Source organism: Delftia sp. CH05, assembly GCF_009827015.1.
Taxonomy (GTDB): Bacteria; Pseudomonadota; Gammaproteobacteria; order Burkholderiales; family Burkholderiaceae_C; genus Comamonas; species Comamonas tsuruhatensis.
Window position 1 is genome coordinate 82,201 of the sequence record NZ_WUMG01000015.1, and the last position, 22,871, is coordinate 105,071.

The 22,871-nt window shown below is 67.6% G+C and carries 18 protein-coding genes and 1 riboswitch; of the genes, 17 read left to right on the plus strand and 1 reads right to left on the minus strand.

Going from position 1 to position 22,871, the window contains the following annotated elements:
* Positions 1 to 254: 254 nt before the first annotated feature.
* The 11 genes from GRX31_RS14345 to GRX31_RS14395 all read left to right on the plus strand — a co-directional run bounded on the left by GRX31_RS14345 (position 255) and on the right by GRX31_RS14395 (position 14,307).
* Positions 255 to 353 carry a potassium-transporting ATPase subunit F gene (locus GRX31_RS14345; RefSeq protein ID WP_013800438.1) on the plus strand — a complete coding sequence of 33 codons (99 nt, stop codon included), beginning with the start codon at positions 255 to 257 and terminating at the stop codon, positions 351 to 353.
* Positions 354 to 467: 114 nt separating this feature from the next.
* Positions 468 to 2,174 carry a potassium-transporting ATPase subunit KdpA gene (gene kdpA / locus GRX31_RS14350; protein WP_160853259.1) on the plus strand — a complete coding sequence of 569 codons (1,707 nt, stop codon included), beginning with the start codon at positions 468 to 470 and terminating at the stop codon, positions 2,172 to 2,174.
* Positions 2,175 to 2,245: 71 nt separating this feature from the next.
* Positions 2,246 to 2,980, plus strand: a complete 735-nt coding sequence (gene kdpC, locus GRX31_RS14355; RefSeq protein WP_016448468.1) for a potassium-transporting ATPase subunit KdpC — start codon at positions 2,246 to 2,248, stop codon at positions 2,978 to 2,980.
* A gap of 3 nt (positions 2,981 to 2,983) precedes the next feature.
* Positions 2,984 to 5,068, plus strand: coding sequence for a potassium-transporting ATPase subunit KdpB (kdpB, locus tag GRX31_RS14360; RefSeq protein WP_016452759.1), 2,085 nt, complete (start codon positions 2,984 to 2,986; stop codon positions 5,066 to 5,068).
* An 82-nt stretch (positions 5,069 to 5,150) separates the two neighbouring features.
* A complete protein-coding gene (locus GRX31_RS14365) occupies positions 5,151 to 6,026 on the plus strand; it encodes a TorF family putative porin (protein ID WP_160853283.1) in 876 nt (291 codons plus the stop codon).
* A gap of 34 nt (positions 6,027 to 6,060) precedes the next feature.
* Positions 6,061 to 8,766, plus strand: coding sequence for a sensor histidine kinase (locus tag GRX31_RS14370; RefSeq protein WP_160853261.1), 2,706 nt, complete (start codon positions 6,061 to 6,063; stop codon positions 8,764 to 8,766).
* An 11-nt stretch (positions 8,767 to 8,777) separates the two neighbouring features.
* Complete coding sequence (locus tag GRX31_RS14375; protein WP_016448464.1) at positions 8,778 to 9,512, plus strand: response regulator; 735 nt, start codon at positions 8,778 to 8,780, stop codon at positions 9,510 to 9,512.
* 7 nt (positions 9,513 to 9,519) lie between these two features.
* A riboswitch (S-adenosyl-L-homocysteine riboswitch) is annotated at positions 9,520 to 9,604 on the plus strand.
* A gap of 70 nt (positions 9,605 to 9,674) precedes the next feature.
* Positions 9,675 to 11,105 carry an adenosylhomocysteinase gene (ahcY, locus tag GRX31_RS14380; RefSeq protein WP_016448463.1) on the plus strand — a complete coding sequence of 477 codons (1,431 nt, stop codon included), beginning with the start codon at positions 9,675 to 9,677 and terminating at the stop codon, positions 11,103 to 11,105.
* Positions 11,106 to 11,279: 174 nt separating this feature from the next.
* Positions 11,280 to 12,482 (plus strand): TlyA family RNA methyltransferase, encoded by a 1,203-nt coding sequence (locus GRX31_RS14385; RefSeq protein ID WP_160853263.1) that lies wholly within the window; start codon positions 11,280 to 11,282, stop codon positions 12,480 to 12,482.
* A gap of 22 nt (positions 12,483 to 12,504) precedes the next feature.
* The gene (gene metF, locus GRX31_RS14390) at positions 12,505 to 13,332 is read left to right on the plus strand and encodes a methylenetetrahydrofolate reductase [NAD(P)H] (RefSeq protein ID WP_016448461.1); all 828 of its coding nucleotides are present in this window, start codon (positions 12,505 to 12,507) and stop codon (positions 13,330 to 13,332) included.
* Between the two features lie 78 nt (positions 13,333 to 13,410).
* Positions 13,411 to 14,307 carry a septal ring lytic transglycosylase RlpA family protein gene (locus GRX31_RS14395; RefSeq protein WP_160853265.1) on the plus strand — a complete coding sequence of 299 codons (897 nt, stop codon included), beginning with the start codon at positions 13,411 to 13,413 and terminating at the stop codon, positions 14,305 to 14,307.
* Between the two features lie 6 nt (positions 14,308 to 14,313).
* Here GRX31_RS14395 and GRX31_RS14400 read toward each other — a convergent pair whose 3' ends face one another.
* Positions 14,314 to 15,186: a 23S rRNA (adenine(2030)-N(6))-methyltransferase RlmJ gene (locus tag GRX31_RS14400; RefSeq protein WP_017406717.1), complete on the minus strand. Its 873-nt coding sequence runs from the start codon at positions 15,184 to 15,186 to the stop codon at positions 14,314 to 14,316.
* 267 nt (positions 15,187 to 15,453) lie between these two features.
* Between GRX31_RS14400 and rplM the strand changes: the two genes are divergently transcribed.
* The 6 genes from rplM (at position 15,454) to xdhB (ending at position 22,743) form a co-directional block, all read left to right on the plus strand.
* A complete protein-coding gene (rplM, locus tag GRX31_RS14405; protein WP_012207711.1) occupies positions 15,454 to 15,882 on the plus strand; it encodes a 50S ribosomal protein L13 in 429 nt (142 codons plus the stop codon).
* A 10-nt stretch (positions 15,883 to 15,892) separates the two neighbouring features.
* Positions 15,893 to 16,285 (plus strand): 30S ribosomal protein S9, encoded by a 393-nt coding sequence (rpsI, locus tag GRX31_RS14410; RefSeq protein WP_012207710.1) that lies wholly within the window; start codon positions 15,893 to 15,895, stop codon positions 16,283 to 16,285.
* Between the two features lie 203 nt (positions 16,286 to 16,488).
* Entirely contained in the window at positions 16,489 to 16,863 is a 375-nt protein-coding gene (erpA, locus tag GRX31_RS14415; protein ID WP_016448458.1) for an iron-sulfur cluster insertion protein ErpA, read from the plus strand.
* A 116-nt stretch (positions 16,864 to 16,979) separates the two neighbouring features.
* On the plus strand, positions 16,980 to 18,422 hold the full coding sequence (mdtD, locus tag GRX31_RS14420) for a multidrug transporter subunit MdtD (RefSeq protein ID WP_016448457.1): 1,443 nt from the start codon (positions 16,980 to 16,982) through the stop codon (positions 18,420 to 18,422).
* 279 nt (positions 18,423 to 18,701) lie between these two features.
* Entirely contained in the window at positions 18,702 to 20,315 is a 1,614-nt protein-coding gene (gene xdhA, locus GRX31_RS14425; protein ID WP_017406715.1) for a xanthine dehydrogenase small subunit, read from the plus strand.
* 1 nt (position 20,316) lies between these two features.
* Positions 20,317 to 22,743 (plus strand): xanthine dehydrogenase molybdopterin binding subunit, encoded by a 2,427-nt coding sequence (xdhB, locus tag GRX31_RS14430; protein ID WP_160853267.1) that lies wholly within the window; start codon positions 20,317 to 20,319, stop codon positions 22,741 to 22,743.
* Positions 22,744 to 22,871 lie beyond the last annotated feature (128 nt).

Sequence of the window (22,871 nt, forward strand, 5' to 3'; positions counted from 1 at the left end):
AGGAAAGGGAGACGTAATGTCTGTCGCGGGCGGCCATTGGGGCATGGAGCCAAGCGAGGCCGCAAATGGCCGCCATTCTACTTTCGCACCGGGAATATCGGCGAACAGGGATGTAAGTCGTGTCCCTGGTTTCTTGATGCCGTCTTGATACGGCACGTCGCAATCTCAATCCGCTTTTGACAGCCCCGGCCCTAGAGTTTTCCCCATCGCAACAACAGGTGCCGCCATGCGGCGCCGATGCGGGAGAAATCCCTATGACCCTGACCGAAATCACCGGATGGCTGGGCGCCCTGGGCGCCCTGGCTGTGTTTGTCTACCTCGGATACGCATTGCTGCGGCCCGAACAGTTCTGAGGTGGCGCAGATGCAAGACCTGATCTTTATCGCCCTGAGCCTGGGCTGCTTCGGGGGCCTGCTGGCCTTCGTGGCGGCGCTGGGCCGGATTTGACTGCCTGAAAGGAGACCTCCATGTGGTTGACCTGGATGGAATATGCACTGGTGCTGCTGCTGATGACGGCGCTGGCCGTGCCCATGGGGCAGTGGCTGGCACGCTGCTTCACGAGTGAGCACCATGCCTGGATCGAGCGGCTGAGCTTTCGCGCCCTGGGCGTGAACCCGGCCGAGCGCATGGGCTGGCAGCGCTACGGGCTGGCGCTGCTGCTGTCCAACGGCGCCATGCTGCTGCTGGGCTATGCGCTGCTGCGTCTGCAGGGCTGGATGCCGCTCAATGCGCTGAGCAATGCGGCGCAGACACCGGACCTGGCCTTCAACACGGCCGTGTCCTTTGTGACCAATACCAACTGGCAGGCGTATTCGGGCGAGAGCAGCCTGTCCAACGCCACGCAGATGGTGGCCATCACCTTCATGATGTTCGCTGGCGCGACCACGGGCGTGGTCGCCGCGGCGGGTGTCATCCGCGGCCTGGCGCGCTCCAGTGCCTCGGACCTGGGCAACTACTGGGTGGACTATGTGCGCATGCTCTGGCGTGTGATGCTGCCGCTGAGCTTTGTGGTGGCCCTGGTCTATGTGTGGCAGGGTGTGCCTCAGACGCTGGATGGCCAGGTCTGGGCGACGACGCTGGAAGGCGCTCGCCAGCAGATTCTTCTCGGCCCCGTGGCCAGCCTGGAGAGCATCAAGCACATCGGCACCAACGGTGGCGGCTTCTTCGGCATGAATGCGGCCCATCCGTTCGAGAACCCCACGCCGCTGACCAACGCATTCCACATCCTGGGCATGCTGCTGATCCCGTCGGCGCTGACCTATGCGCTCGGCTCCATGCTGCTGCGCCGTCGCCAGGGCTGGGTGCTGTTCGGCGCCTGCCTGGTGATGTTCGTGGGCTTTCTGGCGCTGGTGTTCACGGCCGAGCAGGCCGGCAATCCGCTGCTCACGGCCGCAGGTGCCGACCAGCAGATCAGCGCCACCCAGCCGGGCGGCAACATGGAGGGCAAGGAGCTGCGCTTCGGCATCGCCGATACGGCGCTGTTCGTGACCACGACCACGGCCGCGACCTCGGGCTCGGTCAATGCCATGCATGACTCGCTGACGCCCCTGGGCGGGCTGGTGCCGCTGGCGCAGATGATGCTCAACTGTGTGTTCGGCGGCGACGGCGTGGGCCTGATCAACCTGCTGCAGTACGCCATCCTCACGGTTTTCCTGGCCGGCATGATGATCGGCCGCACGCCCGAGTTCCTGGGCAAGAAGATCGAGGCGCGCGAGATCAAGCTGGTGATGCTGGCCGTGATGGCGCACCCGATCTCCATCCTGGGCTTCACGGCGTTGGCTGCGGTCTGGCCCGACACCATGGCCAGTCTGACCAACCGGGGGCCGCACGGCTTCTCGGAGGTGCTCTATGCCTATGCCTCGGGCACGGCCAACAACGGTTCGGCCTTTGCGGGCCTGAATGCGAACACGCCGTTCTTCAACACCACCATCGGCCTGGCCATGCTGGCTGGCCGCTATCTGACACTGCTGCCCATGCTGGCCCTGGCCGGCAGCCTGGCGGCCAAGCCCACCGTGCCTGCGGGGCCGGGCACCTTCCCGACGGCCACGCCGCTGTTCATGGGCTTGCTGGTCTTCGTGGTGGTAGTGGTCGGTGGACTGACCTTCCTGCCTTCGCTGGCCCTGGGCCCTGTGGTCGAGCAACTGCAGATGCTGTCAGGACAGGTCTATCCCTGAACACCCCTGAGCCCGTTTTTTTCCTGGCCGCCTGCTGTGCCTGACACAGCAGCGCGGCGGAGGTTTCCGAAATGCAAGTTCAAACACACACTTCCGGCCCGTTGCCGGTGCTGCGCACCGATGCGCAGGTTCCATCCCAGACCGATGCCGGCGGGCTGCGCTCGCTGTTCGGCCCCAGCCTGCGGTCGGCGCTGTTCGTCGCCGTGGTCACGGGCCTGGCGTATCCGCTGGTCACCACGCTCGTGGCCCAGGCCGCGTTTCCCAAGGCCGCCAATGGCAGCCTGATCACGCGCCAGGGCTCGGTCGTGGGCTCGGCCCTGATCGGGCAGGAGTTCGCTTCGCCCCGTTATTTCCAGGGTCGGCCCAGCGCCACCACGGCGCCGGATCCCGACAAGGCCGATGCCACGGTGGCCGCGCCCTACAACGCCGCGCTGTCGGCTGCCACCAACCAGGGGTCGACCCACGCGGCGCTCAAGGAGTCCGTGGCGGCGCGCGTGGCGGCCTACCGCGAACTCAATGGTCTGGCGGCAGATGCCGCTGTGCCTGTGGATGCCGTGACGGCCTCGGCCTCCGGCCTGGATCCGCACATCTCTGTGGCCAATGCCGAGCTGCAGCTGCCGCGCGTGGCACGCGAGCGCCAGCTGCCTGTGGCCAAGGTCCAGGAACTGCTGCGCCAGCAGATGCAGCCGCGCGTTCTGGGCCTGCTGGGTGAGCCGCGCGTGAACGTGCTGCAGTTGAATCTGGCGCTGGACGATCTCTCGGCCGCGACGCTGCAGCCTGCGGCAGCCAATGCCGCCAAGGAGTAAGCCATGTCGCGCAAAACTGCTTTGTCCCTGTTCGATCCTTCGCTGGTGCGCCAGGCGCTGGGTGACTCCATCCGCAAGCTGGCACCGAGCGCGCAATGGCGCAACCCGGTGATGTTCGTGGTCTATCTGGGCGCCATCTTCACCAGCCTGCTCTGGGCCCAGGCCCTGGCGGGCGAGGGCGAGGCGCCTGCGGGCTTCATCCTGGCCATTGCGCTGTGGCTGTGGTTCACCGTGCTGTTCGCCAATTTTGCGGAGGCGCTGGCCGAGGGGCGCAGCCGCGCCCAGGCCGCGAGCCTGCGCAGCATGAAGCGCAGCACGGTCGCCAAGAAGCTGGAGCAGGCCAGCTACCAAAGCCGCTGGCATCCCGTGGGTGCGGAAGAACTGCGCTCGGGCATGTGGGTGCTGGTCGAGGCCGGCGACACCATACCGCTGGACGGCACGGTGATCGAGGGCGTGGCCTCGGTGGACGAGAGCGCCATCACCGGCGAATCGGCCCCCGTGATCCGCGAGGCCGGCGGCGACTTCTCTTCGGTCACCGGCGGCACGCGCGTGCTGTCGGACTGGCTGGTGGTGCAGATCACCGTGAACCCCGGCGAGTCCTTCCTGGACCGCATGATCTCCATGGTGGAGTCGGCCCGCCGCCACAAGACGCCCAACGAACTGGCGCTGACCATCTTGCTGGTCGGACTGACGCTGCTGTTCCTGCTGGTCATCGTCACGCTGCGGCCCTATTCGGCCTTTGCGGTGGAGCTGACGGGCAGCGGGCAGGTCGTGGGACTGACGGTGCTGGTCGCCCTGCTGGTGTGCCTGATCCCGACCACCATCGGCGGCCTGCTGTCGGCCATTGGCGTGGCAGGCATGAGCCGCATGATGCAGGCCAACGTGATCGCCACTTCGGGCCGCGCCGTGGAGGCGGCCGGCGACGTGGACGTGCTGCTGCTGGACAAGACCGGCACCATCACGCTGGGCAACCGCCAGGCCAGCGAATTCCTGCCCGCGCCCGGCGTGACGGCCGCGCAGCTGGTCGATGCGGCGCAGCTGGCATCACTGGCCGACGAGACACCCGAGGGCCGCAGCGTGGTCGTGCTGGCCAAGGAAATGCATGGCCTGCGCGAGCGTGACCTGGCAACCCTGCATGCCGTCTTCGTGCCCTTCACGGCCCAGACGCGCATGAGCGGCGTGGACATGCCGCAGCCCGACGGCGGCACGCGCAGCCTGCGCAAGGGCGCGGCCGACGCCGTGCGTCGCCACGTCGAAGCCATGGGCGGCAAGTTCCCGCCCGCCATGCTCAAGGTGGTGGAGGATGTCTCGCGGCGCGGCAGCACGCCGCTGGTGGTGGCCGATGGCGCCCGCGTGCTGGGCGTGATCGAGCTCAAGGACGTGGTCAAGCACGGCATACGCGAACGCTTTGCCGAGCTGCGCCGCATGGGCATCAAGACCGTGATGATCACGGGCGACAATCCGCTCACGGCCGCCGCCATTGCGGCCGAGGCCGGCGTGGACGACTACCTTGCCGAAGCCACGCCCGAGGACAAGCTGCGCCTGATCCGCGAACACCAGGCCGCCGGCCGGCTGGTGGCCATGACCGGCGACGGCACCAATGACGCACCCGCACTGGCCCAGGCCGACGTGGCCGTGGCCATGAACAGCGGCACCCAGGCGGCCAAGGAAGCCGGCAACATGGTGGACCTGGACAGCAACCCGACCAAGCTCATCGAGGTCGTGGAGACCGGCAAGCAGATGCTGATGACGCGCGGTGCGCTGACGACCTTCAGCGTGGCCAACGACGTGGCCAAGTACTTCGCCATCATCCCGGCCGCCTTCGTGGGCACGTATCCGCAGCTGTCGGCGCTCAATGTCATGGGACTGGCCAGCCCGGGCTCGGCCATCCTGAGCGCCGTGATCTTCAACGCGCTGATCATCATCGTCCTGATACCGCTGGCCTTGCGTGGCGTGCCCTACCACGCCATCGGCGCCTCGGCCCTGCTGCGGCGCAACCTGCTGGTCTACGGGCTGGGGGGGCTGGTCGTCCCCTTCATCGGCATCAAGCTGATCGACATGCTGCTGGTGGCTTTCGGCCTGGCCTGATCTTTGGCGGCAAGCCTGCCCGTCCGGGCAGGCACCGCCTTGCTTTCTCTGTACAAAAACCAAGATGAAATCCGTTTCTTCCATGACGGCCGCTTGTGCCGTCCCCCGCTTCTTCCCCCGTGCCTCACTGGCTGCACTGCTGTCGCTGGCGGCTGCGTCCTGCCATGCCCAGGCCGAAACCTCCCCAGTCAACGCTGCCAGTGCCGATGCCCAGCCATCGCCCACACCCGCCTACGCGCTCACCGGCAGCGTGGCGCTGCTCAGCGACTACCGTTTCCGTGGCATCTCGCAAAGCTGGATGGGGCCGGCGCTGCAGGGCGGGCTGGAGCTGTCGCTGCCGCGCGGCGCCTACCTGGGCGTGTCCGGCTCCAGCGTGTCGCGCCACAGCTATCTGGACGGCCGCGCGCTGGAGCTGGACCTGTACGGCGGCTGGCGCACCGAGCTGCTGCCGGGCTGGACGGGCGACATCGGCCTGCTGCACTACAACTACCCCGGCGCGCGCGTGCCCCGCGGGGATGGCAGCGGCGGCGTGCGCTACGACACCACCGAGGCCTATCTGGGCGTCACCCACGGCGGCTTCAGCGCCAAATGGTCGCTGGCGCTGACGCCTTACTTCGGCCTGCGCGACAGCACGGCGGCCACGGCCTTTGCCGAGGCACTTCCCGGCAGCGGCAGCTCACGCGGCAGCAGCTATCTGGACCTGAACTACCAGCATCCGCTGGGTGACTGGGCGGTGCTGGGCCTGCATGCCGGCCACACGCAGGTGCGCAACTACAGCGAACTGTCGTACGCCGACTGGCGCGTCTCGCTGGCCCGCAGCTGGGGGCCATGGACGGCCACGCTGGCCTGGGCCGGCACCTCGGCCGACACGCGCTACTACCGCGCGGCCAATGCGGCAGGCCAGATGCAAAGCCTGGGCCGCAGCGGCTGGGTGCTGTCGCTGTCGGCGGCGTTCTAGTGTGGGGGCACGCTCTGGTGCTAGGCTGAGAACCATGCCCATTTCGTCCTCTGCCGAGCCGGCGCCGCCCGGTCTGCCGCGCCCCGATCCCGACGCCCTGGTCGCGCGCCTGCGCCATGAGCGGGCGCAGGAGGGGCGGGGCAAGCTGCGCATCTACTTCGGATCGAATGCAGGCGTGGGCAAGACCTACGCCATGCTGGCCGCCGCCCAGCGCGAACGCCAGGGGGGCCGCGAGGTTCTGGTGGGACTCGTGGAAACCCATGGCCGCAAGGAAACGGCGCAGCAGCTGCATGGCCTGGAGCAACTGCCGCTGCGCGAGCTGCCGCACCAGGGACGGACGCTGCGCGAGTTCGACCTGGATGCGGCGCTCGCGCGGCGTCCGCGCGTGCTGCTGCTCGATGAACTGGCGCACAGCAATGCGCCAGGCTCACGCCATCCCAAGCGCTGGCAGGACGTGCAGGAGCTGCTGGACGCAGGCATCGATGTCTGGACCACGATCAACGTGCAGCACCTGGAAAGCCTGAACGACGTGGTGGGCGGCATCGTCGGCATCACGGTGCGCGAGACCGTGCCCGACCAGATCTTCGACGATGCCGACGAGGTCATCGTCGTCGACATCTCGCCCGACGAGCTGCTGCGCCGCTTGAAGGACGGCAAGGTCTACATGATGGAGCAGGCCGAGCGGGCCTCGCGCAACTTCTTCAGGCGCGGCAACCTGCTGGCGCTGCGCGAGCTGGCACTGCGCCGCACGGCCGACCGCGTGGACGAGGACATGCGCGACTACCGGCGCGAGCGCTCCATAGGCACGGTCTGGCCTGCGCGTGAGCGCCTGCTGGTGGCCGTGGCAGGTCATGCGGGCGACGACGCCCTGGTGCGCCAGGTGGCGCGCATGGCACGCCGGCTGGATGCTGGCTGGATGGTGGTGTATGTGGACGCGCCCCAGCGCCAGCACCGCCCACGCAGCGTGCAGGCCGCCGTGCTCAAGACCCTGGCCCTGGCCGCACGCCTGGGGGCCGAGACGGCCACGCTGCCGGGCGCCGATGTGGCCGAGGCCCTGGTTGCCTTCGCGCGCGAGCGCAACGCCAGCCGCCTGGTGCTGGCCCAGCCGCCGCGCCCGGCATGGTCGCCCTGGCGCTGGTGGGGCCGCAGCCTGCCCGACCGCATCGTCCAGCTGCATCCCGACATCGACGTGCTGGTGCTCTCCGGGGGCTCCAGCGCGGCCCGGACCGAGGCCGCGCCTGCCGTACCGCTGCGGCGCAGGCCGCTGCCCTGGAAGGGCTATGCCGGCGTGACCCTGGCCTGCTTGACCGCCACGGTGCTGGCCGAGCAGCTGCTGCGCATCTTCGACCCGGCCAACGTGGTGATGCTGTTCCTGCTCATCGTCGTGCTGTCTTCGTTGCGCTGGGGGCGTGGCCCGGGCGCCTGGGCGGCGCTGCTGTCGGTACTGTGCTTCGACTTTTTCTTCGTGCCCCCGCGCGGTTCCTTCCATGTCAACGACACGCAGTACCTGTTCACCTTCGTGCTGATGCTGGGCGTGGCCCTGGTCTGCGGCCAGCTCATGGCGCGGCTGCGCCACGAGGCGCGCGTGGCGGCCGAGCGCGAGCGGCGCGCGGGCGCCCTGGCGCGGCTGGCGCGCGACCTTTCGGGCGCGCTCACGCAGGAGCAGGTGGTGGAGATTGCGCTGAGCACGGTCTCGGGCGTGTTCGACGCCCAGGCCGGGCTGCTGTTGCCCGATGCCGACGAGCGCCTGCGCCCCGCCGGCGGCGGCTCCTGCCCCATGGACGACAGCATTGCGCGCTGGGCCATGGACCACGGCCAGCAGGCCGGCCAGGGCACGGACACGCTGCCGGCCGCGCCGGCCCGCTACGTGCCGCTGGCGGCGCCCGTGCGCATGCGGGGCGTACTGGTGCTGCAGCTGCGTGCGCCCCAGCGCCTGGAGGTGCCCGAGGAGCAGCGCCTGCTGGAGGCCTGTGCCAGCCAGGTGGCGCTGGCGCTGGAGCGTCAGCACTTCGTGGCCGTGGCCCAGCAGACCCAGATCGCCATGGAGGGCGAGCGCATGCGCAACACCTTGCTGTCGGCCGTCTCGCACGACCTGCGCACGCCGCTGACCACCATCCTGGGCGCGGCCGAGGCCGCGCAGCGCCATGTGCCGCCGGGCGGCGCAGCCGACATGCTGGAGCAGGTCCGCATCCAGGCCCAGGCCATGCAGCGACTGGTGGAGAACCTGCTGGACATGGCGCGCCTGCAGCAAGGCGGCGTGCACCTGCAGCGCGAATGGCTGCCGCTGGATGAAGTGGTCGGCAGCGCGCTGCGCCAGATGCGCGCGCGCCTGCACGAGCATCCCGTGAGCACCGACGTGCCCGCCAGCCTGCCGCTGCTGCAGCTCGATCCCGTGCTCATGGAACGCGTGCTGGTCAACCTGCTGGACAACGCCGCCAAGTACACGCCGGCCGGCACGCCGCTGACCATCCACGCACGCGAACAGGACGGCGAGGTGCTTGTGGCCGTGCAGGATGGCGGGCCCGGCCTGCCGCCACACCTGCCCGTGGAGACGCTGTTCGAGCCCTTCACGCGCGGCACGGCCGAGTCCACCGTCTCGGGCATAGGCCTGGGGCTGGCGCTGGTGCGCAGCATTGTCGAGGCCCATGGCGGGCGCATCGAGGCCGCTGCCGCGCGCCCAGGCCCCGGCACCGTGTTCACGCTGCGCTTTCCGGTGCCGGAGCAGCCATTGCTCGATTAGAGTCTTGCGCCATGAGCACGCCCACCAACCGCATCCTGATGATCGAGGACGACCCCGGCATCCGCCGCTTCGTGCGCCTGGTGCTGGAGGACGAGGGCTGGCAGGTCTTCGAGGCCGACAGCGCGCGCCGGGGCCTGATCGAGGCGGCGAGCCGCCAGCCCGATCTGGTCATCCTCGACCTGGGCCTGCCGGATGCCGACGGCAAGCAGGTTCTCACCGAGCTGCGCGGATGGTCCTCCGTGCCCGTGCTCGTGCTTTCCGCGCGCGAGCGCGAGGACGAGAAGGTGGCCGCCCTGGACGCCGGCGCAGACGATTACCTGGTCAAGCCTTTCGGTGTGCCCGAGCTGCTGGCCCGGCTGCGCGTGATGCTGCGCCGCCGCCAGCAACTGGGGGCCGCAGGCGGCGCAGTTGCATCCAGCCAGGTGCACTTCGGCCAGGTGCAGGTGGACCTGGCCACGCATGAGGTGCGGCGTGCGGGCCAGCCGGTGCACCTCACGCCCATCGAATTCCGCCTGCTGGCGGCGCTGATCGCCGCCCAGGGCCGTGTGATGACCCACCGCCAGCTGCTGCTGCAGGTCTGGGGACCCGAATACCTGGGCCGTGCCCATTACCTGCGCGTGCACATGGCCAATCTGCGCCAGAAGATCGAGGACGAGCCGGCCCAGCCGCGCCACCTGGTGACCGAGCTGCAGGTGGGCTACCGGCTTGTGGGGCTGGGCGGTGAGGCATCCCCGGGATCGGTATAATCAGCGCCTCTCCGAGGAGCGTTGCAGCAGGCCCATTCACCAGATGCGGTCTGCGAGGCTCGGAGTCATACCTGCAACGACGCTCGCCCACGCTTTCTGTGCGGTGAGCTTTTTTTCGTCTCCCGCAGAACGTGGTTTTTCATTCATCTTTTGGAGAAAACCATGAACGCTGCTGTTCGTCCCGTTTCCGCCGACACGGCCATCGCTGACATTTCCCTCGCCGCCTGGGGCCGCAAGGAAATCCTGATCGCCGAAACCGAAATGCCCGGCCTGATGGCCACGCGCGAGGAATTCGCCGCGGCACAGCCGCTCAAGGGCGCGCGCATCGCCGGCTCGCTGCACATGACCATCCAGACGGCCGTGCTGATCGAGACGCTCAAGGCCCTGGGCGCCGACGTGCGCTGGGCCTCGTGCAACATCTTCTCGACGCAGGACCATGCCGCCGCCGCCATCGCCGCCACGGGCACGCCCGTGTTCGCCATCAAGGGTGAATCGCTGGCCGACTATTGGGACTACACCCACCGCATCTTTGAGTTCGGCGCCGCCGGTACCGAAGGCGAAGGCCCCAACATGATCCTGGACGACGGCGGCGATGCCACCATGCTGCTGCACCTGGGCATGCGCGCCGAAAAGGACCTGTCCGTGCTGGACAACCCCGCCTCCGAGGAAGAGAAGATCGCCTTCGCCGCCATCCGCGCCAAGCTGGCCCAGGACCCCACCTGGTATACGCGCAAGAGCGCCCACATCATCGGCGTGACCGAAGAGACCACCACCGGCGTGCACCGCCTCAACGAGATGTCGGCCAAGGGCACGCTGAAGTTCCGCGCCATCAACGTCAACGACTCCGTCACCAAGAGCAAGTTCGACAACCTCTACGGCTGCCGCGAATCGCTGGTGGACGGCATCAAGCGCGCCACCGACGTGATGATCGCCGGCAAGGTCGCCGTGGTGGCCGGCTACGGCGACGTGGGCAAGGGCTGCGCCCAGGCGCTGCGCGCGCTGTCGGCCCAGGTCTGGGTCACCGAGATCGATCCCATCAACGCCCTGCAGGCCGCCATGGAAGGCTACAAGGTCGTGACCATGGAGTGGGCGGCAGACAAGGCCGACATCTTCGTGACCACCACCGGCAACCGCGACATCATCCGCCACGAGCACATGGTGGCCATGAAGAACGAAGCCATCGTCTGCAACATCGGCCACTTCGACAACGAGATCGACGTCGCCTCCATCGAGCAGTACCAGTGGGAAGAGATCAAGCCCCAGGTGGACCACATCACCTTCCCTGACGGCAAGAAGATCATCCTGCTGGCCAAGGGCCGCCTGGTGAACCTGGGCTGCGCCACCGGCCACCCCAGCTTCGTGATGAGCGCCTCGTTCGCCAACCAGACCATCGCCCAGATCGAGCTGTTCACCAAGCCCGATGCCTACGAGGTCGGCAAGGTCTACGTGCTGCCCAAGATCCTGGACGAGAAGGTTGCCCGCCTGCACCTGAAGAAGGTCGGCGCCATGCTGACCGAGCTGACGGACGGCCAGGCTGCCTATATCGGCGTGAGCAAGCAGGGTCCCTACAAGCCCGAAACCTACCGCTACTAAGCACCCCCTGAGCGGCTTGCACCGCTTCCCCCTCTCTACTTGCTTCGCAAGGGAGGGGGACGACACCCTCGCGGCGGGGCGGCCCTTGCTCGGTGTCCCTGAGTTGGGCCCTGCCAGTGTGGGGTGCGGCGCCGCTTGGCGTCATTGGTTTAGAGATTTCCTGGGAACGACGCTATGCGCGCAGATGTATTTTTGGTGGAAGCCGGCCATGCGGCCACGCGCTCGCAGGCGCAGCGGCTGATTGCGGGTGGCGTGCAGTGGCGCATGACGCCGTTGACGCCGTGGAAGAAGGTCGCCAAGAACGGTGACGAGATTCCCGCAGGTGCCGAGCTGCAGTTGCTGGACGGGGCCGAGGCCCGGTTCATCTCGCGCGGCGGGCTGAAGCTGGAAGGCGCGCTGGCGGCCACCAAGCTGTCGGTGGACGGCCTGCGCTGCCTGGACGTGGGCCAGAGCACGGGCGGTTTCACCGACTGCCTGCTGCAGGCAGGCGCCGCCCAGGTCATCGGCGTGGACGTGGGCCATGGCCAGCTGCATGACCGGCTGCGCTCGGATGCGCGCGTGATCTGCGTCGAAGGCGTCAATGCCCGCGCGGTGACGGCCGAGGGCCTGCAGGAGGCCTGCGAGGAAGTGCTGTCCGAACGCTGGGAAGAAGATCCCGACGACAACGACACCCAGCCCGTGGCGCCCTATGCCTGGATGCGCAACGGCGGCGTGGTCGACGAGGACTACGACGACAGCGACGACGCCAAGGAAAACGAGATCGAGGCCTTCAAGGCCGAGCGCGCGGCCAAGGGCAAGGCGCGCGATGAGGGCACGGTGGCCACGCAGCGCCGCCGCCGCGCCGAGTTTGCCGACGTGGACATCACGCCGCAGTTCGACTTCGTCACGGGCGATCTGTCCTTCATCTCTCTGACCCTGGTGCTGCCGGCCGTCACGCGCCTGCTCAAGCCGCATGGCCAGCTGCTGATGCTGGTCAAACCGCAGTTCGAGCTGCAGCCGGGCCAGGTCGGCAAGGGCGGCATCGTGCGCGATGCGGCCCTGTTCACCGAGGTGGAGCAGCGCATTCGCACCTGCCTGGGCGAGCTGGGCCTGGAGGTCAAGGGCTGGATGGAGTCGGCCATCGAAGGCGGCGACGGCAACCGCGAATTCTTCGTGCATGCCCAGCAGGCGGCCGTGGTGAAGGAGCCAGAGCAGCCTGAAACGCAGGACGACGACCAGCCCCGCTCGGCCGTGAAGGCCGCTCCTAAGCCGGCCGCGCCTAAGCGCGTGTCCCGCACCGTGCTGCGCGAGCAGCGCAACGAGCGTGTGATCGACACCAGTACCGAGTTCGGCGTGCCCGGTCCGGGCCGCGCCAAGCTGCGCAAACGCAACGAATGAAACACTGAGCAGCGAGTCTTACATGAGCTTTCCGATCAGCTTCGAGTTCTTCCCGACCAAGACGCCCGAGGGCGCGACCAAGCATGTGCAGGTGCGCAAGAATCTCTATGCGCGCAAGCCCCAGTTCTGCTCCGTCACCTATGGCGCGGGCGGCTCCACGCAGACGGGCACCTTCGCCATGGTGCGTGACATCCAGAACGAAGGCGTCAGCGCGGCATCGCATTTCTCCTGCGTGGGCGCCACGCACGACAAGGTGCGCGCCGAACTGCAGGAGCTGAAGGCCATGGGCGTGCGCCGCATCGTCGCGCTGCGCGGCGACCTGCCCAGCGGCTATGGCCTGGGTGGCGAATTCCAGTACGCCAGCGATCTCGTGGAATTCATCCGCCGCGAGTTCGGCGACTGGTTCCACATCGAGGTGGCGGCCTACCCGGAGGTCCATCCGCAGGCGAAATCCCCACAGTCCGATCTGGATGCGTTTGCGGCTAAAGTGCGCGCTGGCGCGGATTCCGCGATCACCCAATATTTCTACAATGCCGACGCCTACTGCCGTTTCGTTGATGCGGCGCGCGGCATGGGGCTTGATGCACCGGTTGTTCCCGGCATCATGCCCATCACCAGCTCTACGCAGCTGATGCGCTTCTCGGACGCCTGCGGCGCCGAGATCCCGCGCTGGATCCGCCTGCGTCTGCAGGCTTACGGAGATGACACGGCGTCCATTCGCGCCTTCGGCCTTGATGTCGTGTCCCGTCTATGCGAGCAGTTGCGCAGCCAGGGCGCTCCCGGGCTGCACTTCTATACGATGAACCAGAGCGTCGCCACGCTGGAAATCTGCGATCGATTGGGCCTTTGAGCGCGCAGCCACTGCGCCGGCCCCGGGCGACCCTCTAGAACTTGGGAACGGTCAGGCGTTCCCTGGAGGTTTTTGCCCATGGATCGTGGTTTTCGACGCCTGCACTGGCGCTGGCTGGCCATGTGCGCCATCACCGCCACCCTGGCTGGCTGCGCGCCGGCTCCCGTGGCACAAAGCGATGCCGAGTCCGGCGCCCTGACCGCAGGTGCGGCGGCAATGGATGAAGGCCAGACGCCAGCGGCCGTGCCCTCGGCCGGCAAGCGCGGTGGCCGCACATCGCGGGCCGCGCAGCCGGCCGGCAAATCCCCGGATGCCAAGCCCTCCGAGTCGGCCTCGCCCGAAGACAGTGCCGAGGCTCCCTCCAATCCCGACTTCGCCCTCGTGCCCTCGCGCGACAGCGACCAGCAAGGCCTGGCCTCCTGGTATGGCCCGGGCCTGCATGGCCGGCTGACCGCCAGCGGCGAGCGTTTCGACAAGGAAGAATTGACGGCCGCGCACCGCAGCTTTGCCTTCGGCAGCCGCGTCTGCGTGCGCAGCGCCGCCACGGGCAAGACAGTGGTGGTGCGCATCAACGACCGCGGGCCGTTTGCGCCTGGCCGCGTGATCGATCTGAGCCAGGCCGCAGCGCAGGAGCTGGGCATGGTCGGCCTGGGCATCAAGCCCGTGGAGCTGTGGCAGCTCGACGATGGTGAGCAGGAGTGCCCCGAAACCCTGGTCACGGCCAGGAAGGCCAAGTCCATCGAGAAGACGCAGCAGGCCAAGGCACAGGCACAGACAACACAGGCACGGACCCGGGTTCAGGCCAAGGCGCCGGTGCGTCCGCGTGTCCAGGCCAAGGCGCCTGCCCCCAGGCCCAATGCACGCACGGCCGTGGCCAGCCGTGCCGTCCCTGCCGCCAAGCCGGTGGCGAAGGCTGCGGCGCCCGCCGCTGCCTCGTCCACCGCAGTGGCCTCTGCGGCCTCGAACGCGCGCTGAACGGGCTCAGCCGCCGGATTCGAGCGTGAAGGCCGCGTTCTCGTCCTGACCGAGCAGCTTGACCAGCTGCGGCATGGCCGGCTTGAGCTGTTCCTTGAGATTGAACGGCGGATTGATCAGGAACATGCCGCTGGCCGGCAGGCCGCCGCGCTCCGAGGTCTTGTTGCTCTTGACCGTGAGCTCCACATGCAGCCAGCTCCTGCCGGCCTTGGTGGTCATGGTCTTCAGGCGGCGCGGCAGATCGTGCGCCTCGGGGCGCGGGATGATCGGATACCAGAACGCATACGTGCCTGTGGCAAAGCGCTTGAGGCTGTCGGCCGCCATGTCCAGCACCTTGGCGTAGTCGCTCTTGAGCTCGTAGCTGGGGTCGCACAGCACCAGGGCTCGGCGCGACGGCGGCGGCAGGAATTTCTTGATGCCCTCGAAGCCGTCCTCGTGCAGCACGGCCACCTGGCGGCCGGCTTCGAGCTGGGCAATGTTGCCGGCCAGCGAGCGCATGTCGGTGGGATGCAGCTCGAAGACCTTGAGCTTGTCGCGCTCCTGCACGCGCAGCAGGGACTGGATGATGAACGGCGAGCCTGGGTAGTTGCGCAGCTGCGCGCCCTGGTTGAAGGAGCGCACCGAGGCGATGTAGGCCTGCAGCACCGGGGCCAGCTCGGACTCCTTGGCCTGGGCCAGGCGCAGGATGCCGTCTGCGGCCTCGCCGCTCTTGTTGGCATAGTCGCCATCCAGACGGTACAGGCCGGCGCCGGCGTGCGTGTCCAGCACCGTAAGGGCGGCCTCCTTCTGGAGGAGGTATTGCAGGGTGGCGATCAGCACGGTGTGCTTGAGCACATCGGCATGGTTGCCTGCATGGAAGGCGTGGCGGTAACTGAACATAGGCGTGATGGTAACCAGCCGCGCTGGCGGGTGGACACCCATGGCGGCTGCAAGGTTGCCCGGCGCTGGCGCCTCGCGGCGAGGGCTGCCGGGGACTTGCGGATCGGGGGGATGGTGCGGTTGCGCCAGTTTTGTATAATGGCGGGCTTCGCAGCGATTTTATGGGTCCCGCGGCGAAGTTTACATCCCCGCCTAAGAGGCTTCCTTTTTGAAGAAGCACCGACCGCGGAAAAGGGCCCGCCAAACCTTTCTTGAAAGAGAAAACTCATGTCTACATTCAGCGCAAAGCCCGCTGAGGTGCAACACGAGTGGTTTGTGATTGACGCCACCGATAAGGTGCTCGGACGTGTCGCCAGCGAAGTGGCACTCCGTCTGCGCGGCAAGCACAAGGCCATTTACACACCTCACGTTGACACCGGCGACTTCATCGTCATCATCAACGCCTCCAAGCTCAAGGTCACCGGCACCAAGAACCTGGACAAGGTGTACTACCGCCACTCTGGTTTCCCCGGCGGCATCACTGCCACCAACTTCCGCGACATGCAGGCCAAGTTCCCCGGCCGCGCTCTGGAAAAGGCCGTCAAGGGCATGCTGCCCAAGGGTCCCCTGGGCTACGCAATGATCAAGAAGCTCAAGGTGTACGGCGGTGCTGAGCATCCCCACACCGCCCAGCAGCCCAAGGCTCTGGAAATCTAAGGAGACCTAGATGATTGGTGATTGGAACAATGGCACCGGCCGTCGCAAATCCAGCGTCGCACGCGTGTTCCTGAAGAAGGGCTCCGGCAAGATTACCGTGAATGGCAAGGACATTCAGGAATACTTCGGCCGCGAAACCTCGATCATGATCGCAAAGCAGCCCCTGGCTCTGACGAGCAACCTGGAAGCTTTCGACATTCAAGTGAACGTCCACGGTGGTGGTGAATCCGGCCAGGCCGGCGCTACCCGCCACGGCATCACCCGCGCCCTGATCGACTATGACGCAGCGCTCAAGCCCGTCCTGAGCCAAGCCGGCTTCGTGACGCGTGACGCTCGTGAAGTCGAACGTAAGAAGGTCGGCCTGCGCTCCGCACGCCGCGCCAAGCAGTTCTCCAAGCGTTAATCCGCTGGCACTGCAGGAAAGTCCCCCGGGGCTTTCCCCAGAAAAAAACCGCCTTTGCCGGCGGTTTTTTTCTGGGCGATGCAAACCTTTCTCATTCAGTGGGCAATGCCCCCACTTGCACTGTCGTCAAGCCGGCAGCCCCGGGAATTCCCGAGCCCTTTGCTGTACCATTCGGGCCAATTGAGAACTTCGGAGTATCCCCCATGAGCGCCGTCGCAGAAATCACCGAAACCACCACCGCCGAAATGCCCACCCCGATCGTCTTCACCGACAGCGCAGCTGCCAAGGTGGCCGATCTGATCGCCGAGGAAGGCAACCCTGACCTGAAGCTGCGCGTGTTCGTGCAAGGTGGCGGCTGCTCGGGCTTCCAGTACGGCTTCACCTTCGACGAGATCACCAACGAAGACGACACGACCATGACCAAGAATGGCGTGTCGCTGCTGATCGACGCCATGAGCTACCAGTACCTGGTGGGTGCCGAGATCGACTACAAGGAAGACCTGCAGGGCGCGCAGTTCGTGATCAAGAATCCCAACGCGTCCACCACCTGCGGCTGCGGATCGAGCTTCTCGGTGTAAGCCTTGTCGGCCGCGCTGCAGTGAAGCCCGCAGCAGCCCGCCGCACAACACGCCACCAACCGCCGCGCAGCAATGCGCAGGCGGTTTTTTAACGCCTGCGCCCTCCCTGCCTTGCCATGATTCCTGAAGACAAAAGCGCTTCCGCCTCCACCACATCCTCCTCGCGTTCGGTGCTCCTATGGCTCGTGGCCATCGGCTTTTTCATGCAGACGCTGGACGGCACCATCGTCAATACCGCGCTGCCCACCATGGCCGAGGCCCTGGGCGAGAGCCCGCTGCGCATGCAGTCCGTCATCGTCGCCTATTCGCTGACCATGGCCATGCTGATCCCGGCATCGGGCTGGATGGCCGACCGCTTCGGCACGCGGCGCGTCTACCTGTGGGCGATTGCGCTGTTCGTGCTGGGATCGGTGCTGTGCGCGATTGCGCCCAACCTGCAGCTGATGGTGGCCGCACGCGTGCTGCAGGGCATGGGCGGTGCGCTGCTCATGCCCGTGGGCCGGCTGGCCGTGCTGCGCGCCTTTCCGCGCGAGCAGTTCCTCAAGGCCATGAGCTTCGTGGCCATTCCCGGCCTGGTCGGGCCGCTGATCGGCCCCACGCTGGGCGGCTGGATGGTCGAGTACGTGAGCTGGCACTGGATCTTCCTGGTCAACGTGCCCGTGGGCCTGATCGGCCTGGCCGCTACGCTGCGCTTTATGCCCGTGGGCGACCGCTTTGCCGTCAAGCGCTTCGACGGCGTGGGCTATGCGCTGCTGGCCTTCGGCATGGTGGCCGTGTCGCTGGCGCTGGACAGCATGTCGGGCAAGGGCATCCATGGCGCCATGGTCTTCGTGCTGCTGATCTTCGGCCTGGCCAGCCTGGCTGCCTACTGGCTGCATGCGCTGCGCCGGCCAGACCCGCTGTTCGCCCCCGAGCTGTTTGCCGTGCGCAGCCTGCGCGTGGGCCTGCTGGGCAACCTGTTCTCGCGCCTGGGCAGCTCCTGCATGCCCTTCCTGATCCCGCTGGTGCTGCAGGTCTGCCTGGGCTTTTCGCCGCTGCAGGCCGGCATGATGATGCTGCCCACGGTGCTGGCCAGCATGGCCATGAAGCGCCAGACCACCACGCTGATCCAGCGCATCGGCTACCGCCGCGTGCTCATGGGCAACACCCTGGTGCTGTCGCTGATGATCGCCAGCTTCGGCACGGTCTCCACGGCGCTGCCGCTGTGGGTGGTCATCGTCCAGCTGCTGATCTTCGGCGCCACCAACTCCATGCAGTTCACGGCCATGAACACCGTCACGCTCAAGGACCTGGATGCCGGCAACGCCAGCAGCGGCAACAGCCTGCTGTCCATGGTGCAGATGCTGGCCATGGGCATGGGCGTGGCCGCCGCAGGTGCGGTGCTGGCCGGTTTCAGCGAATGGTTCGGCGGCGATACGCCGCAGCACACCCTCAATGCCTTCCGCGCCACCTTCGTCTGCATGGGCGCGGTGACGCTGGCCTCGACCATGATCTTCTCGCAGCTGGGCGACGATGAGGATGTGCGGCCCAAGCCTTTGGAGCCGGCCGAGCACGAGTGAGGGCTGTGCATAGCTTTTGAACCCTGAACCGCTGCAATCCACACTTTTGTTGCGGGTTTACCCTTGTTTTTGGCAAGGATATATGGCAGCCCGCATAGGAAATATCGAGGCCGTCTTATGCGTTTGGGCGGGGCTGGACTTAATCTCGGGTACATCCGCAGGACTTACGCAAGCAAGAACGCAAACACGCCATCGCCACAGGGCCAGCGGCTTTCTTCCTCGGAATTTGCGTAAGTCGTGATCCGAACAGTCCACGCACCAGCAGTTGCCCCCACGAGCATGAGCCAGAGCCCCAGTTCCCAACCCATCCGCTTCTATCACCGCGGCCAGATCGTCGAGGTACAGGGGCCGCATCCCACGCGCTCGGTGCTCGACTGGCTGCGCGGCGACGCGCGCTGCACCGGCACCAAGGAGGGCTGCAACGAAGGTGACTGCGGCGCCTGCACCGTGGTCATCGCCGAGCTGGCCGAAGACGGCGCGCCCGACGCCGTGGGCGGCCTGCAGCTGCAGACGGTCAATGCCTGCATCCAGTTCCTGCCCACGCTGCACGGCAAGGCGCTGTTCACGGTGGAGGACGTCAAGGGCCAGTGCGCCGGCAAGCAGGGCTGTGCCACGGGCGAGCCCGCAGGCGGTGCCGAGCTGCACCCCGTGCAGCAGGCGCTGGTGGACTGTCACGGCTCCCAATGCGGCTTTTGCACGCCGGGCTTCGTGATGTCGCTGTGGTCGGCCTACGAGCACCACCAGCAGGCCGGCACGCGTCCCTCGCGCCAGCAGCTGGCCGACGAGCTGTCGGGCAATCTGTGCCGCTGCACGGGCTACCGTCCCATCCTGGACGCAGGCCAGCGCATGTTCGACCTGCCCGCCACGCGCATGGCCACCGAACCCGTGGTGCAGGCGCTGCAGGGCCTGCGCGCGCAGGATGCCGGCTTGGACTACGCTGCGCCCAACGCCGCCCAGGGCGGCCGTGTGGACAGCTTCCACGCTCCGCGCACGCTGGACGAGCTGGCCGCCGTGTGCGAGGCCAAGCCCCGCGCTCGCCTGCTGGCAGGCTCCACCGATGTGGGGCTGTGGGTGACCAAGCAGTTCCGCGACCTGGGCGACATCGTCTATGTGGGCGACGTGGCCGAGATGAAGCGTGTCGAGGAACGCCACGGCGAAGGCAGCCTGGACGGCGGCGAGCTGTACATCGGCGCCGGTGCCTCGCTGGAATCGGCCTGGTCGGCGCTGTCGCAGCGCTTCGAGGGGCTGACCGATGTGTGGCTGCGCTTTGCCTCCGTGCCCATCCGCCATGCGGGCACCATGGGCGGCAACGTGGCCAATGGCTCGCCCATTGGCGACTCCCCGCCCGTGCTGATGGCGCTGGACGCGCAGATCGAGCTGCGCAAGGGCGCACGCGTGCGCCGCATGCCGCTGCATGACTTCTACCTGGACTACATGAAGAACCAGCTGGAACCGGGCGAGTTCGTGCAGGCACTGGCCGTGCCGCTGGACGCTGCACGGCGCCAGACCCGTGCCTATAAGATCAGCAAGCGCTTTGACTGCGATATCTCGGCGCTGTGCGCGGGGCTGGCCATCGAGCTCGATGGCGAGGTGGTGAAGTCCGCCCGCCTGGCCTTTGGCGGCATGGCCGCCGTGGTCAAGCGTGCGGCCCTGGCGGAGGCGGCCATCGTGGGCCAGCCCTGGGACCAGGCCGCAGTGAAGGCCGCCCAGGCCGCGCTGGCCCAGGACTTCAAGCCCATGTCCGACATGCGCGCCAGCGCCGACTACCGGCTCAAGGTGGCGCAGAACCTGCTGCAGCGCCTGTGGCTGGAGACACGTCTGCAGCAGCCGCTGCCGCTGCAGGCCACCAGCGTCTGGAGCGTGATGCCCCACGCAGTGCACCAAGGAGCCTGAAATGAACCGCCCCATCGACCCTTCCCTGCTGCACTCGTCCGAGGCCTTTGCGCATTACCTGAAGAACGCCGCCTTCCGCGTGGACGAGCGTGCCGAGGCCGGCGCCCACACCCAGGGCCAGCGCGTGGGCATCAGCCGCCCGCATGAGTCGGCCCATCTGCATGTGGCCGGCGAGGCCGCCTACATCGACGACCTGCCCGAGCTGGACGGCACGCTGCACTGCGCGCTGGGCCTGTCTCCCGTGGCCAATGGCCGGCTCAATGCGCTCAGGCTGGATGCCATCCGCGCCATGCCCGGCGTGGTGGCCGTGCTCACGGGCGAGGACATTCCCGGCGTCAACGACTGCGGCTCCATCATCCACGACGACCCCATCCTGTGCAGCGGCGAGATCCGCTACCTGGGCCAGCCGCTGTTCGCCGTGATCGCCGAAAGCCGCGAGGCGGCGCGTCTGGCTGCGGCCCAGGCCAAGGCGGCGGCCGACATCACGGCCGAGCCGCCCGTGCTCACGCCCCAGCAGGCGCATGAGCTGGGCCAGTACGTGCTGCCGCCCATGCACCTGGCGCGCAGCACGAATGAAGGCGGCGCGCGCCGCGCCATGGACGAGGCGCCGCACCGCCTGAAGTCCTCGTTCTACGTGGGCGGCCAGGAGCAGTTCTACCTGGAAGGCCAGATCAGCTACGCCATTCCCAAGGAGGACGGCGCCGTCCACCTGTACTGCTCCACCCAGCACCCCAGCGAGATGCAGCACCTGGTGGCCCATGCGCTGGGCGTGGCCTCGCACGCCGTGCATGTGGAGTGCCGCCGCATGGGCGGCGGCTTCGGCGGCAAGGAGTCGCAGTCGGCCCTGTTCGCCTGCGTGGCCTCGGTGGCCGCGACGCGGCTGCGCCGCCCCGTCAAGCTGCGCCTGGACCGCGATGACGACTTCATGATCACGGGCCGCCGCCACTGCTTCTGGTACGAGTACGAGGTGGGCTACGACGACGAGGGCCGCATCCTCGGCGCCGAGATCTCCATGGTCTCGCGCGCCGGCCACTCGGCCGACCTGTCCGGCCCCGTGATGACGCGCGCGCTGTGCCACTTCGACAACACGTACTGGCTGCCCGATGTGTCCATGCACGGCTACTCCGGCAAGACCAATACGCAGAGCAATACGGCGTTCCGCGGCTTCGGCGGCCCGCAGGGCGCGATCGCCATCGAGAACATCATGGAGACGGTGGCGCGCGAGCTGGGGCGCGACGCGCTCGACGTGCGCCGCGTCAACTTCTACGGCAAGACCGAGCGCAACGTCACGCCCTATAGCCAGGTCGTGACCGACAACATCATCCACGAGCTGGTGGCCGAGCTGGAAACCTGCAGCGACTACCGCGCGCGCCGCGATGCCATCGCCGAGTTCAACGCGGCCAGCCCCGTGCTCAAGCGCGGCCTGTCGCTGACGCCGCTCAAGTTCGGCATCTCCTTCAACGTCAAGCACTTCAACCAGGCCGGCGCCCTGGTCCATGTCTACAACGACGGCTCCATCCTCGTGAACCACGGCGGCACCGAGATGGGCCAGGGCCTGAACACCAAGGTGGCCCAGGTCGTGGCGCACGAGCTGGGCGTGGGCTTCGGGCGCGTGCGCGTCACGGCCACCGACACCACCAAGGTGGCCAACACCTCGGCCACGGCGGCATCGACGGGGGCCGACCTCAACGGCAAGGCCGCGCAGGACGCGGCGCGCCAGATCCGCGAGCGCCTGGCCGCCTGCGCCGCAGAGCGCCATGGCGGTCGCGCGGAGGACGTGCGCTTTGCCAACGACCAGGTCCACGTCAACGGCAAGGTGCTGGACTTCAAGGCCGTGGTGGGCGAGGCCTACATCGAGCGCGTGCAGCTGTGGTCCGACGGCTTCTATGCCACGCCCGGCCTGTCGTGGAACAAGGACACCATGCAGGGCCGGCCCTTCTTCTACTACGCCTACGGTGCCGCCGTGAGCGAGGTGGTGGTGGACACGCTGACCGGCGAGTTCAAGCTGCTGCGCGCCGACGTGCTGCACGATGTGGGCCGCTCGCTGAACCCCGCCGTGGACGTGGGCCAGGTCGAGGGCGCCTTCATCCAGGGCATGGGCTGGCTGACCACGGAAGAGCTGGTCTGGCACCCGCTAAGCGGCAAGCTCACCACGCACGCCCCGAGCACCTACAAGATCCCGACGGCCAACGACTGCCCGCCCGTGTTCAACGTGCGGCTGTTCGAGGGCGACAACTTCGAGGACTCCATCCACCGCAGCAAGGCCGTGGGCGAGCCGCCGCTGCTGCTGCCGTTCTCGGTGTTCTTCGCCATCCGCGATGCCATCTCGGCCGCGGGCGGGCACCGCAGCAACCCGCCGCTGCAATCGCCGGCCACGCCGGAATCCATCCTGCGCGCCATCGAGGCCGTGCAGGCCGCCGGGAGCTGAGCGGACCGGCGCCGCCCCCTCATTCCTTGAATCCGCGCGCAGCGATGCGCGCAACCAGGTCCATGGCCGCCCGGCAGGGTGCCATGCCTTGTGCCGGCCTGGACAGCCGGTGCTCAACCCTGGGCGCT

What these genes read in the sequence shown, in the direction of transcription:
- kdpA (WP_160853259.1), top strand. Translation starts at nt 468, where the DNA reads ATGTGGTTGACCTGGATGGAATATGCACTGGTGCTGCTGCTGATGACG.
- GRX31_RS14365 (WP_160853283.1), top strand. Translation starts at nt 5,151, where the DNA reads ATGACGGCCGCTTGTGCCGTCCCCCGCTTCTTCCCCCGTGCCTCACTG.
- ahcY (WP_016448463.1), top strand. Translation starts at nt 9,675, where the DNA reads ATGAACGCTGCTGTTCGTCCCGTTTCCGCCGACACGGCCATCGCTGAC.
- kdpB (WP_016452759.1), top strand. Translation starts at nt 2,984, where the DNA reads ATGTCGCGCAAAACTGCTTTGTCCCTGTTCGATCCTTCGCTGGTGCGC.
- GRX31_RS14395 (WP_160853265.1), top strand. Translation starts at nt 13,411, where the DNA reads ATGGATCGTGGTTTTCGACGCCTGCACTGGCGCTGGCTGGCCATGTGC.
- GRX31_RS14370 (WP_160853261.1), top strand. Translation starts at nt 6,061, where the DNA reads ATGCCCATTTCGTCCTCTGCCGAGCCGGCGCCGCCCGGTCTGCCGCGC.
- erpA (WP_016448458.1), top strand. Translation starts at nt 16,489, where the DNA reads ATGAGCGCCGTCGCAGAAATCACCGAAACCACCACCGCCGAAATGCCC.
- xdhB (WP_160853267.1), top strand. Translation starts at nt 20,317, where the DNA reads ATGAACCGCCCCATCGACCCTTCCCTGCTGCACTCGTCCGAGGCCTTT.
- GRX31_RS14345 (WP_013800438.1), top strand. Translation starts at nt 255, where the DNA reads ATGACCCTGACCGAAATCACCGGATGGCTGGGCGCCCTGGGCGCCCTG.
- mdtD (WP_016448457.1), top strand. Translation starts at nt 16,980, where the DNA reads ATGATTCCTGAAGACAAAAGCGCTTCCGCCTCCACCACATCCTCCTCG.
- rpsI (WP_012207710.1), top strand. Translation starts at nt 15,893, where the DNA reads ATGATTGGTGATTGGAACAATGGCACCGGCCGTCGCAAATCCAGCGTC.
- xdhA (WP_017406715.1), top strand. Translation starts at nt 18,702, where the DNA reads ATGAGCCAGAGCCCCAGTTCCCAACCCATCCGCTTCTATCACCGCGGC.
- rplM (WP_012207711.1), top strand. Translation starts at nt 15,454, where the DNA reads ATGTCTACATTCAGCGCAAAGCCCGCTGAGGTGCAACACGAGTGGTTT.
- GRX31_RS14400 (WP_017406717.1), bottom strand. Translation starts at nt 15,186, where the DNA reads ATGTTCAGTTACCGCCACGCCTTCCATGCAGGCAACCATGCCGATGTG.
- GRX31_RS14375 (WP_016448464.1), top strand. Translation starts at nt 8,778, where the DNA reads ATGAGCACGCCCACCAACCGCATCCTGATGATCGAGGACGACCCCGGC.
- GRX31_RS14385 (WP_160853263.1), top strand. Translation starts at nt 11,280, where the DNA reads ATGCGCGCAGATGTATTTTTGGTGGAAGCCGGCCATGCGGCCACGCGC.
- kdpC (WP_016448468.1), top strand. Translation starts at nt 2,246, where the DNA reads ATGCAAGTTCAAACACACACTTCCGGCCCGTTGCCGGTGCTGCGCACC.
- metF (WP_016448461.1), top strand. Translation starts at nt 12,505, where the DNA reads ATGAGCTTTCCGATCAGCTTCGAGTTCTTCCCGACCAAGACGCCCGAG.